Origin of the sequence: Pseudomonas fluorescens (assembly GCF_000730425.1) — a bacterium.
In the GTDB taxonomy this organism is placed as follows: Bacteria; Pseudomonadota; Gammaproteobacteria; order Pseudomonadales; family Pseudomonadaceae; genus Aquipseudomonas; species Aquipseudomonas fluorescens_X.
The window spans coordinates 2,019,635-2,031,375 of the sequence record NZ_CP008896.1 but is presented as its reverse complement, the minus strand read 5'-3'; the positions used below and the strand labels follow the sequence as shown (position 1 = coordinate 2,031,375).

Genomic DNA, 11,741 nt, shown 5'->3' with positions numbered 1-11,741 from the left:
TATTGAGTGTGTGCAACGTCACCTGTCATGACGGCCTGCGTTTTTAGAGGTGCCCTTGTGCGCCGTTGAGCATCTACCGCCAGGGTTATCCGGGCGGCTTCCTTTTCACCGGAGAGTAACGAGGAATCCATGAAGGTTCTTGTAGCTGTCAAACGCGTTGTCGATTACAACGTGAAAGTTCGCGTCAAGGCGGACAATTCCGGCGTCGATCTGGCTAACGTCAAAATGTCGATGAACCCCTTCTGCGAAATCGCCGTGGAAGAAGCCGTACGCCTGAAAGAAAAAGGTGTCGCGACTGAAATCGTCGTGGTTTCCGTAGGACCATCCACGGCTCAAGAGCAGCTGCGCACCGCCCTGGCCCTGGGCGCCGATCGTGCCATCCTGGTCGAATCCGCTGAAGACCTGACCTCCCTGGCCGTTGCCAAGCTGCTCAAAGCCGTTGTCGACAAGGAGCAGCCGCAACTGGTGATCCTCGGCAAACAGGCCATCGACAGCGACAACAACCAGACTGGCCAGATGCTGGCTGCCCTGACCGGTTACGGCCAGGGCACTTTCGCCTCGAAAGTCGAAGTCAGTGGCGACAGCGTTGCCGTGACCCGTGAAATCGATGGCGGCGCGCAGACTGTTTCCCTGAAACTGCCGGCCATTGTCACCACTGACCTGCGTTTGAACGAGCCGCGTTATGCGTCCCTGCCAAACATCATGAAAGCCAAGAAGAAGCCGCTTGAGTCGGTGACTCCAGAGGCTTTGGGCGTTTCCACCGCCTCCACCAACAAGACCGTCAAAGTTGAAGCACCGGCTGCACGCAGCGCGGGCATCAAGGTCAAGTCGGTGGCCGAACTGGTCGAGAAACTGAAAAACGAAGCGAAGGTAATCTAAACATGACTATCTTGGTAATCGCTGAACACGACAACAAGGTGCTGGCCCCGGCCACCCTGAACACCGTGGCCGCTGCCGCCAAAATCGGTGGTGAGATTCACGTGCTGGTAGCCGGCCAGGGCGCTGGCGCCGTGGCTGAAGCCGCTGCGAAAATCGCGGGCGTGAGCAAGGTACTGCTGGCCGACAACGCCGCTTACGCTCACCAGTTGCCGGAAAACGTCGCTCCTTTGGTTGCAGAACTGGGCGCTGCCTACAGCCACATCCTGGCGGCCGCGACCTCCAACGGCAAAAACATCCTGCCGCGCGTTGCTGCGCAGTTGGACGTTGACCAGATCTCCGAGATCGTTTCGGTCGAAAGCGCCGACACCTTCAAGCGCCCGATCTACGCCGGTAACGCCATTGCCACTGTGCAATCGACGGCTGGCGTCAAAGTCATCACCGTGCGTGCCACCGGCTTCGACCCGGTAGCAGCCGAAGGTGGTTCGGCTGGCGTTGAAGCAGTTGCTGCTGCTCACGATGCTGGCACCTCCAGCTTTGTGGGCGAAGAGTTGGCCAAGTCGGACCGTCCTGAACTGACCGCTGCCAAGATCGTCGTTTCCGGCGGTCGTGGCATGCAGAACGGTGACAACTTCAAGCACCTGTATGCCCTGGCCGACAAGCTGGGTGCTGCGGTGGGCGCGTCGCGCGCGGCGGTCGACGCAGGTTTCGTCCCCAACGACATGCAGGTCGGCCAGACCGGCAAGATCGTGGCGCCACAGCTGTACATCGCGGTCGGTATCTCCGGCGCGATCCAGCACTTGGCGGGTATGAAAGACTCCAAGGTGATCGTTGCGATCAACAAGGACGAAGAAGCACCGATCTTCCAGGTGGCTGATTACGGCCTGGTTGCGGACTTGTTCGAGGCTGTGCCGGAGTTGGAGAAGCTGGTCTAAACCAGCGGCTTCACTTATAAAGAGCCCGGTCTTATGACCGGGCTTTTTTTTGCACGCCACTCTTGATCGGGAAACCACGCCATGGAACTGCGTCGCTGGACTGTACTGCTGGGCCTGTCACTGTTGCCGACCTTGTCTATCGCGGCCGGCAAATGCGAGCGCCTGGTCGTGACCGGCAGCCCGGATGCGCCGCCCTATCTGTGGCGTGACCCGCAAGACCCCACCCACCTGATCGGCGCCAATGCCGACGTGCTGCAACAAGTGGCCAAGGAATTGGGGTTGAAAATCGACCTGCTCTACGGCGGCAAGCGTTCCCTGGCCCTGGAGGAGGTGCGTAGCGGGCGCATGGACATGCTGGTCGATGCGCCGTTGAGTATCAGCGAGCTGGAGACCCTGGACTACATCCATCCAGCGCTGATGCAGGCCGATTACCGGGTGTGGACCCGTGTTGACTCGCCCCTGATCTATACCCATGCGGCCGACCTGCATGGCCACAAGGGCGCGGTCTCGGAGCGGGCGCGGCTGTCCCCTGAGTTTGAAGCCTTTGCCAGCGAACACCTGACCCTGGCGCGCGTGCCAACCGTGACCCCGGCCTTGCAGAAACTGCTGCTTGGCGAAGTGGACTACGTGCTGGCCGGACGTTATTCCGGCATGGCCATGGCCCAGACCCTGGGGATGAGCAAAGACCTGTTGGCCCGGGAACTGTCGATTGATCAGCCGGGGCTGTTTCTGGCGATTTCCCACAACTCGGCCTGCAATGATCCGTGGTTGCGCGGACAGCTCGCCAAAAAGATGACAGAATTGGCCGCGTCCGGTCTGACGGAAGCTGCGTTGCAACGCAATATCGAACGCTGGAAGACGCAGTTGCAGCAACCCGTCGGTACCCCAACAAAGTAGGGATTTCTAGTGACTATTCGACCTCTTTTCGCCGCCCTCGCCGTAGTAATGCTGGCGGGTTGTGCCGCAGATCCTGCGCCGAATGAACAAATGCGCCTGACCCAGCAAGCCTTGGAGCAAGCCGCCGCCGTGGGGGCCGTTGCTGACGATGTACCTGAGTTGAAACTCGCCGAGATGAAGTTGGCCCAGGCCAAGGCCGATATGGCTGACGAGTCCTACAAGGATGCCCGCATGCAGGCGGAACAGGCTGAACTGGATGCCCGCCTGGCAGAGGCACGGGTGCTGACGCAAAAAAGTCAGGAACAGTTGAATGTCCTCAACACCCGTATCACCCGCCTGCGCAAACAGCTGGGAGATGCCCAATGAACCGGCTGACAGGTGGGCTGCTATTGAGCAGTGTGTTGCTCGCAGGCTGTGCCAGCCACCCCAATAGCGATACTGCGTTGCAGCAGGCCGGCGGCGACTTCCAGAAGGTCAAGGAAGATTCCAACGTGTTGCGCATAGCGCCCAAGGATGTGATCCGCGCTGGTGAGTCCCTGGCCCGCGCCGACCGACTGTCCAGCTATTGGGGCAGCGGGGGCGACGTCGTGCATTACGCCTACCTGAGCCAGCGCTACAGCGCCATCGCTCGGGAGCATACGGAACTGGTGCTCAACGAAGAGCGTGCGGCCAAGCTCGAACTGGAGCGCCAACGCCTGCAACTGGCGCTGCGCGAGGCCAAGCTATTGAGCGTGCAGCAACAGGGCAAGTGGCTCGAAGAGCAGATTGCCAGCCTGACTACCACCCAGACCGATCGTGGCCTGGTGATGACCCTGGGTGATGTGCTGTTCGATACCGGCCAGGCCGAACTGAAAAACTCGGCTAACCGCACAGTGCTGAAAATCGTGCAATTCCTGCAGTTGAACCCCAAGCGAGTAGTGCGGATCGAGGGCTATACCGACAGTACTGGCGGCGAACAGGAAAACCTCAAACTGTCCCGTGACCGTGCACAGGCCGTGGCGGATGTCCTGGTCGACCTTGGCATTGATGAAAAGCGCATCCAGGTAGAAGGCTACGGCGATCAATACCCGGTGGAAGTGAATGCTTCCGAGCGGGGCCGTGCGCAGAATCGGCGTGTGGAAATTGTCTTTTCTGATGACAAGGGCCAGCTCGGCGCGGCGCGCTGAACCTCTGGGCGTATAGGCGCTGGTGGACAACGACCCGATCTTTAGATCGGGTTTTTCATGTCCGCGATTCAGTTCTCGGCCCATACAGTTTTTTCTATCACTGCCACGCATCCTCGACTATTGTGGCAACTGTCCCCGTACACTTCTAAACTGTGCCGGTATGTTTCACACAAAAATAAAATACCCGTGAAATCGAGTGCTGCGTCATGACCAATCTCTTGCTTTACCAGCGTATCGCCCAGCAATTGGCTGAGGATATCCGGCGCGGTGTCTATCAACCGGGTGAGCGCGTGCCTTCGGTGCGCAAGATGAGCTCCCAGCTCAATGTCAGTCATGCGACCGTGTTGCAGGCCTACGCCAACCTTGAAGATCAGGGGTTGATCCGCGCGCGGCCGCAGTCCGGGTATTACGTGCACCAGACACCGGCCCTGACCGCACCGACACCGGATATCGCGCGGGTGGAGCGCCCGGGCCTGGTCACCCGCAGCAGCATCATCCAGCAGGTATTGGTCGAATCTCGTCGCGAAGGGGTATTCCCGCTGGGCGCCGCTGTGCCCAGTGTCGACTACTTGCCGGTGCGCGCACTGCACCAGCAACTGGCCAAGGTCACGCGCTTCCAGAGCCCACGGGCATTCAGCTATATGTTCAGCCCGGGATTCGAGCCGTTGCGGCGCCAGGTCGCGATTCGCATGCGCGATGCCGGGGTGGTGGTCGACCCCAGCGAAGTGGTGATCACCCACGGCTGTGTCGACGCATTGCAGATGTCACTGCGGGTGCTGACCCGGCCCGGCGACCTGATCGCCGCTGAATCGCCCACCTACTACGGCCTATTACAACTGGCGGATCTGCTCGGCCTCAAGGTGATCGAGATCCCCAGCGATCCGGCCACCGGCATGAGCCTGGAAGCCTTGCAACTGGCGGCCAACCAGTGGTCAATCAAGGCGTTGGTGCTGACCACGCGCCTGAGCAATCCGTTGGGCGGCACCATGCCGGAAGAGCGGCAGAAACAGTTGCTGCGCCTGGCCTCGGACTTCGATATCCAGATCGTTGAAGACGACATCTACGGCGAGCTGATGTTTGAGCTGGGCCGCACCAAGGCGCTGAAGGCCTATGACCGCCTGGACCGGGTGATCTACTGCTCCAGCTTCTCCAAGACTTTGTCTCCCGGGGTGCGCATCGGCTGGATGATTGCCGGCAAATACCAGCAGGAAATCCAACGCCTGCAGATGTTCAGCACCCATTCGGCATGTAGTGTCACCCAGATGGGGGTGGCGGCGTACCTGGAGAACGGCGGTTACGACCGGCACCTGCGCTATATCCGCCAGGAGTATCGCAAGAACCTCAGTGCCTTTCAGTTGGCAGTGCAGCAGTATTTCCCCGATGGGACACAGATGAGTCGGCCGACTGGCGGCTTTATCCTGTGGGTCAGCCTGCCGGGCCGGGTCAATACCCAGGAACTGCACGTGCGTGCCTTGCAGCAGGGTATCAGCATTGCGCCGGGGCTGATCTTTAGCAATACAGAACAGTTCAACCACTGTATTCGGCTCAACTGCGGCACACCTTGGAATCGTGAAGCCGAGCGCGCCTTGATGACTCTGGGCATGCTGGCCAACCAGTTGTGCCAGGAGGCTGCGGGCGGTTTTTGAAGTACCAGGGTGGGGCATGAACGTTAGTGGGCTAATCACCGCGCTTGTCATGCTGCGCTCAACAAGCGAGCATATGGCCTTCTGCCGTTAATGCTGTTGGCGATATGACCTCTATTTTTCCTGCCGCGCTGTTGATTTGCCTGGCGAGCTTGTGCAATGCCACTTCTGTACTGGCAGCGCCTGCCAGTGCGCCAGTGGTGCTGGCGGCCGCGGAACAAAAGCCGGCACCGGCCAAAAAAACAGTCCAGGCGAAAAAAGCTGCTCCGGTTAAAAAAGCCGCCAAGGAAAAAAAACGCGCGCCTGTGGCCAGCAAGTCAAAAACGGCCCATGAAGTGGCCCAGACCAAGCTGGCACCAGCGAAGCTGGACCTCAGCCTGCCCCAGGAAATGGTCCGGCATCTGCAGCCTCTCGGTACCATGCCACAGCCCAAGAACGTGCCGTTGTTGCCGCCGATGTTTGGCGAGAAGCCGGTCGACAATAGTGCGTTCCAGATCAACGGGCGTTTGCTGAGCAATGAAATGCAGCTGCAAATGCGCAATGAAGAGCGGCGCGATGTGGAAGGTGCAGCCCTGGATTTTGAGTTCAAGAATTAATCTTGCCTGCCAAAGTGACCTGAGCCCCTGACCTTCTGTCGCAGACTGGTCGGTCACTTTTGTTTTCTGTGAAAAACCCCTGTTAGACCATTTTAAAACGGATGTTTTAGGGCGTACTCTAGCCCGGCCATCAACACTTTGTCGTCGAGGACCTGCTGGTCATGAAATGCCGTGAAGGCTGTGGCGCCTGCTGTATCGCCCCTTCCATCAGTTCGCCGTTGCCCGGTATGCCCAACGGCAAGCCTGCGGGCGAACGCTGCCTGCATCTGTCGGTCGAACAGCTGTGCCAATTGTTTGGCCAGCCGGAGCGGCCCGCGGTGTGTAGTGCTTTTGCGGCCGATCTTGAGGTCTGTGGCAGTAGCCAGGAAGAAGCGATCAGGTTGATCGGCTGGTGGGAGCAGATGACGGCGGCTTAGTGGGCTTTAATGTCAGAACGTCAACAATAAGGAATACAACAATGGGTTCGCTGAAACGAATGGCTGTGTTGTGCGGTTTTACGGTGTTGTTTGCAACTGCCGCACAGGCAGAGGACTGGCAGGTTGCCAAGGATGAGGAAGGTATCAAGGTCTCCTTGAGTGAGGTGGCTGGCTCCAAATACAAGGCTTATCGCGGCGTTACCGTCATCAAGGCGCCGTTGGCCAAGGTCCAGGCGCTGCAGGACGATGTCGTCGGTGCCTGTAAGTGGATTCACGAATGCAAGTCGCAGAAGCTGCTCAAGAAGGAGGGCGACAAGAGCTGGACCTACACCCAGTTCAAGGCTCCGTTCCCAGTGACCGATCGTGATTCGATCCTGGAAATCACCACCACCCAGGATGCCGACGGCAGCGTGACCCGCAAGCTGCTGGAAGTGCCCACCTATCTGCCGGAAGAGAAAGGCTATGTGCGTGTGGCCCAGGTCGAAGGTTTCTGGAAACTGGTGCCCAAAGGTGCCGACCAGACCGAAGTGACCTACCAGGTCCACACCGAGCCTGGCGGCAGCGTACCTTCCTGGTTGGCCAACAAGTTTGTGGTTGAGGCCCCCTTCAACACCTTGAAAGCCCTCAAGGAACGTGCCGAGAAGCCTTAAGCGCAACCCAGCAATTGCCTCCTGCCTTGGGTGGAACGATCATCGATCCCTCAAGGTCCAGATAGAGGTAAGTCCATCCATGGGCTTTATCGAGGAGGCATTGATGCAAAAGTGGCAAGTTACCTTCGTTGATGATCACGGCGAGAAGTCCGTTGAGCTGTTCACCTGCGCGCAAAAGCCCAGCCTCGAAGACGCTGCGCAGATGATTCGCGCCAAATTGCTGCCCATTTCCGCCAAGCTGGACCTCAATGACCTGGACGGGCGTATCGCCGAGCCGACGGTCAAAAGCCTGAGGGACCAGAACAGTATCCAGATCCTCGACATTTCCCCCGTCGCCTGAATATTCCCTGACTGCCGTAAAGCGCCGCTGGTGGAGGTGATAGCTTCGCGCTACTCTGCAAGGGAGATCAGCGAATGGATCGCTAAGGTCTGGTCTTGTCAGCTACATGCTTGTTTTCCTGCGGCGATGTCATTGCCGTCTACCTGCGCTGTTCACGCACAGGCCCTGGGAAGCACGGAAAGTCTATCCATCGGTTTAGGAGGACGTTTCATGAGCACAGCCTATCAAGAAGACATCAGCACCCACGTACTACGCCGCATGAAAGAGGGCGGCTTTGACTTCTCGCGTTTCCACCCCATCGAGTTCTACGCCATTTTCCCGGATGAGGAACGTGCGCGGCGAGCTGCGGGTCGGTTTCGTGGGGAATCGATCAATGCCCAGGTCAGCGCACGGGATGACGGTGCCTGGTTCCTGGAATTGAGCAAAGTCATGTTCGCCACCTATGACGGTATCGGTGATTTCGAGCAGGACTTTGAGGCGGTAGTCGAGCCCCTGGGCGGGATTATCGAGGGATGGGGCGTGAAGCACGAGGTTCGTGGGTTACCCATGTAGTCGCATTATGAAAAAAGCAGCGTATCGGCTGACCCTCGGGTCGGCCGATTTTGTTTGTGGTGCTAGAAGGTACTTGGAACTTATTGCGAAAAAACCTCGACAAAAAAAAGGCCACCCGAGCAGGGTGGCCAAAAGGGAAGACCGGAGAGAAGGGGAACCGGTCGATACTTGCACAAGCAAAGTACCGGCGGTGATGTGCTGATGCTGTAGGACGAATCCTGTTCAGCGAATGTAGGCGATTATCCGCAGGGTTGACCGGGCAGTGAAATCAACTCTGGCTATGCTGCTGATAGGCAATGCCTGCGCCTCTATGAAGCGCATGTGGCAAGGCCCGGGTATTTGCTGCACCAGGACGGTGCGATAAGCCCTTTGACTATATCCAACTGATTGATACTTAAGTGTTTATGCCGCTGGCACGGGCCTTGCGACAGTCCGTTGCGTCCGGGTGACAAGGAGTTCGGCATGATCCGCACTTATTACGATGAAATGTACGATGAGGCCGGCCACGTCCGGCCTCACTATCGCGAGTTCGCCCGCTGGCTGGCTGAAACCCCTGCCGAGTTGCTGGCACAGCGTCGGCGCGAAGCCGATTTACTGTTTCACCGCGCCGGTATCACCTTCACCCTGTACGGTGACGAGCAGGGCACCGAGCGCCTGATTCCCTTCGATACCATCCCGCGCAGCATTCCAGCCAGCGAATGGCGTGTGGTCGAGCGTGGCTGCATTCAACGGGTCAAGGCGTTGAACCTGTTTCTTGCCGACCTGTATCACGACCAGCGCATTATCAAAGCCGGGATTATTCCGGCCGAGCAAGTGCTGGCCAACGAGCAATACCAGTTGGCGATGCAGGGCCTGGACTTGCATCGAGATATCTACTCCCACGTCTCTGGTGTCGATCTCGTACGCGATGGTGACGGCACGTACTACGTGCTGGAAGACAACCTGCGCACGCCCAGCGGTGTGAGCTACATGCTCGAAGACCGCAAGATGATGATGCGCCTGTTCCCCGAACTGTTCGCCGCCCAGCGCATCGCGCCGATCGATCATTACCCCAACCTGCTGCTCGACACCCTGAAAAGCTCCAGCCCCCTGGACAACCCCAGCGTGGTGGTACTGACGCCCGGGCGCTTCAATAGTGCGTTTTTTGAACATGCGTTCCTTGCCCGGGAAATGGGGGTGGAACTGGTGGAAGGCGCCGACCTGTTCGTACGCGACGACCGCGTGTTCATGCGTACCACCGACGGACCGAAGGCGGTGGATGTGATCTACCGGCGTCTTGACGATGCCTACCTCGATCCGCTGGCCTTCAACCCGGAGTCGATGCTCGGCGTGCCGGGGCTGCTGGCCGCCTATCGGTCGGGCAACGTGGTACTGGCCAATGCCATCGGCACTGGGGTGGCGGATGACAAGTCGGTGTATCCCTTCGTCACGGACATGATCCGTTTTTACCTGGATGAAGAGCCGATCCTTAAGAACGTTCCGACGTTCCAGTGCCGCAAGCCTGACGAGCTGTCCCATGTGCTGGCGAATCTGCCGCAACTGGTGGTCAAGGAGACCCAGGGTTCCGGTGGCTACGGCATGCTGGTCGGCCCGGCGGCCACGGCCGCCGAAATCGAAGCCTTTCGTGCGCGGATCAAGGCCAAGCCCCATGCCTACATCGCCCAACCGACCCTGTGTCTGTCGACGTGCCCGACCTTTGTCGAAAACGGCATCGCCCCCCGGCACATTGACCTGCGGCCGTTTGTCCTGTCCGGCAAGGAAACCCGCGTGGTGCCAGGCGGGCTGACCCGTGTGGCGCTGCGCGAAGGTTCGCTGGTGGTCAACTCGTCCCAGGGCGGCGGCACTAAAGACACCTGGGTGGTCGAGGAATAAAACCATGTTGAGCAGAACTGCCTCGGATTTATATTGGATGTCGCGCTACCTGGAGCGCGCGGAAAACCTCGCGCGCATGCTGGATGTCAGCTATTCACTGTCGCTGATGCCCCAGGATGGGCGTGGCGATGGCCTGCATGAACTGGCGATGCCCCTGCTGATCACCGGTACCCTGGACGACTACCGTGAGCGCCACGGCGAGTTACATGCCGAGCGGCTGTTGCATTTTTTTGCCTTGGACGCGGCCAACCCGGCGAGCATCTACAGTTGCCTGGGCGCCGCCCGCGCCAGTGCCCATGCCGTGCGTGGGCGGATTACTGCGGACATGTGGGAAAACATCAACGCCACTTGGCTGGATATTCGCGGCATCGCCCAAGAGGGCCTGAGCCGCTACGGCATGAGCCGTTTTTGCGAGTGGGTCAAAGAGCGTTCCCATCTGTTTCGTGGCGCCACCTACGGGACCATCATGCGTAACGATGCCTTCCGCTTTATCCGCCTGGGCACCTTTATCGAAAGGGCCGACAACACCCTGCGGCTGTTGGACGCCCGTTATGAGATGGCCGGGGACCAGGCCGACGTGGTGATTGATGGCACCGCCCATGCCTATTACCAATGGAGTGCGTTGCTGCGGGCCTTGTCGTCCTTCGAGGCCTATACCGAGATTTATCGTGATGCGCCCGGTGCCCGCCAGGTGGCCGAGCTGTTGCTGCTGCGCGCCGACGTGCCGCGCTCCTTGCGTGCGTGCAGCGAAGAAATCGACCAGATCCTCGCGAGCCTGCCTGGCATCAACGGCCGCCCGGCCCAGCGCCTGGCCGCCGAGATGGACGCGCGCCTGCGCTTTACCGCCATTGACGAAATCCTTGAGGAAGGCCTGCACGCCTGGCTGACCGACTTCATCCCTCTGGTACGCCAGTTGGGTAATGCCATTCATCATTCCTACCTGGAGGCGGCATGAGACTTTCCATCAGCCACGAAACCACCTACCGCTATGAAGACCAGGTGCGCGCCAGCATCCAATACTTGCGCCTGACCCCGCATGACAGTGAGCGCCAGCACGTACTCAGTTGGCAACTGGATCTGCCGCGTCCGGTGCGGGCCCAGTTGGACCCGTTTGGCAATATCCTGCATGTGCTGACCCTGGATGAACCCCATGAATCGATCATCATCGGCGCCCGTGGCCAGGTAGACATCGACGAGTGGCGCGAGGCCGAGCATGACAGCCAGTCGCCATTTCCCTTCCAGCGTTGCACACGCCTGACCGAACCGGACGAAGCCCTGCGCAGTTTTGCCGGGCAGCACTGTGGCAAGCGTCGGGATCGCAATGCCCTGATCGACCTGATGCACGCTCTCAACCAGCAGATGGTCTACGAGCCGGGTGCCACACAGGTTGATACCTGTGCAGCGCAGGCGTTTGCGGGACGCGCCGGGGTTTGCCAGGATCATGCCCATGCGTTCCTGGCCTGCGCGCGCAGTTTGGGGATCGCGGCGCGGTATGTATCGGGATATTTGTACAGCGAGGACAGCGAACACCTGGCCAGCCACGCTTGGGCTGAAGCCTGGCTGGATGACGCCTGGTACAGCTTTGATGTGACCAACCAGCTTGCGCGCCCGGAGCGGCATTTGAAACTGGCAGTGGGCCTGGATTACCTCGACGCATGCCCGGTGCGCGGCATGCGCCGTGGCGGTGGGCATGAGCAGATGCATGCCAGGGTCTTTGTGGCGCCGACCCCGGTGATCCTGGTGCAGCAGCAGTAGCCACTATCACACCCTTGTGTAGGAGCCGGTTTGCCGGCGATGA

The 11,741-nt window shown here is 59.5% G+C and carries 14 protein-coding genes; all 14 read left to right on the top strand.

Going from position 1 to position 11,741, the window contains the following annotated elements; translation table 11 throughout:
• Nucleotides 1-129: 129 nt before the first annotated feature.
• Nucleotides 130-879 carry an electron transfer flavoprotein subunit beta/FixA family protein gene (locus HZ99_RS08780; protein WP_038442454.1) on the top strand — a complete coding sequence of 250 codons (750 nt, stop codon included), beginning with the start codon at nucleotides 130-132 and terminating at the stop codon, nucleotides 877-879.
• Nucleotides 880-881: 2 nt separating this feature from the next.
• A complete protein-coding gene (locus tag HZ99_RS08775; protein WP_038442452.1) occupies nucleotides 882-1,811 on the top strand; it encodes an electron transfer flavoprotein subunit alpha/FixB family protein in 930 nt (309 codons plus the stop codon).
• Nucleotides 1,812-1,892: 81 nt separating this feature from the next.
• Nucleotides 1,893-2,708: a substrate-binding periplasmic protein gene (locus HZ99_RS08770; RefSeq protein WP_038442450.1), complete on the top strand. Its 816-nt coding sequence runs from the start codon at nucleotides 1,893-1,895 to the stop codon at nucleotides 2,706-2,708.
• A 9-nt stretch (nucleotides 2,709-2,717) separates the two neighbouring features.
• Nucleotides 2,718-3,074: a DUF4398 domain-containing protein gene (locus HZ99_RS08765; protein ID WP_038442448.1), complete on the top strand. Its 357-nt coding sequence runs from the start codon at nucleotides 2,718-2,720 to the stop codon at nucleotides 3,072-3,074.
• Nucleotides 3,071-3,874, top strand: coding sequence for an OmpA family protein (locus tag HZ99_RS08760; RefSeq protein ID WP_038442446.1), 804 nt, complete (start codon nucleotides 3,071-3,073; stop codon nucleotides 3,872-3,874). Before HZ99_RS08765 ends, HZ99_RS08760 begins: the two co-directional genes overlap by 4 nt.
• A 206-nt stretch (nucleotides 3,875-4,080) precedes the next feature.
• Nucleotides 4,081-5,520: a PLP-dependent aminotransferase family protein gene (locus tag HZ99_RS08755; RefSeq protein ID WP_038442444.1), complete on the top strand. Its 1,440-nt coding sequence runs from the start codon at nucleotides 4,081-4,083 to the stop codon at nucleotides 5,518-5,520.
• Between the two features lie 104 nt (nucleotides 5,521-5,624).
• The gene (locus tag HZ99_RS08750) at nucleotides 5,625-6,113 is read left to right on the top strand and encodes a hypothetical protein (protein ID WP_038442442.1); all 489 of its coding nucleotides are present in this window, start codon (nucleotides 5,625-5,627) and stop codon (nucleotides 6,111-6,113) included.
• Between the two features lie 161 nt (nucleotides 6,114-6,274).
• Nucleotides 6,275-6,529, top strand: a complete 255-nt coding sequence (locus HZ99_RS08745; RefSeq protein WP_038442440.1) for a YkgJ family cysteine cluster protein — start codon at nucleotides 6,275-6,277, stop codon at nucleotides 6,527-6,529.
• Nucleotides 6,530-6,570: 41 nt separating this feature from the next.
• The gene (locus HZ99_RS08740) at nucleotides 6,571-7,179 is read left to right on the top strand and encodes an START domain-containing protein (protein WP_038442438.1); all 609 of its coding nucleotides are present in this window, start codon (nucleotides 6,571-6,573) and stop codon (nucleotides 7,177-7,179) included.
• A gap of 103 nt (nucleotides 7,180-7,282) precedes the next feature.
• Complete coding sequence (locus tag HZ99_RS08735; protein WP_080727775.1) at nucleotides 7,283-7,519, top strand: hypothetical protein; 237 nt, start codon at nucleotides 7,283-7,285, stop codon at nucleotides 7,517-7,519.
• 210 nt (nucleotides 7,520-7,729) lie between these two features.
• The gene (locus HZ99_RS08730) at nucleotides 7,730-8,071 is read left to right on the top strand and encodes a ribonuclease E inhibitor RraB (RefSeq protein ID WP_029299641.1); all 342 of its coding nucleotides are present in this window, start codon (nucleotides 7,730-7,732) and stop codon (nucleotides 8,069-8,071) included.
• A 462-nt stretch (nucleotides 8,072-8,533) separates the two neighbouring features.
• Entirely contained in the window at nucleotides 8,534-9,943 is a 1,410-nt protein-coding gene (locus HZ99_RS08725) for a circularly permuted type 2 ATP-grasp protein (protein ID WP_038442432.1), read from the top strand.
• Between the two features lie 4 nt (nucleotides 9,944-9,947).
• Nucleotides 9,948-10,898, top strand: coding sequence for an alpha-E domain-containing protein (locus tag HZ99_RS08720; protein WP_038442430.1), 951 nt, complete (start codon nucleotides 9,948-9,950; stop codon nucleotides 10,896-10,898).
• A complete protein-coding gene (locus HZ99_RS08715; RefSeq protein ID WP_038442429.1) occupies nucleotides 10,895-11,698 on the top strand; it encodes a transglutaminase family protein in 804 nt (267 codons plus the stop codon). Before HZ99_RS08720 ends, HZ99_RS08715 begins: the two co-directional genes overlap by 4 nt.
• Nucleotides 11,699-11,741: the final 43 nt, after the last annotated feature.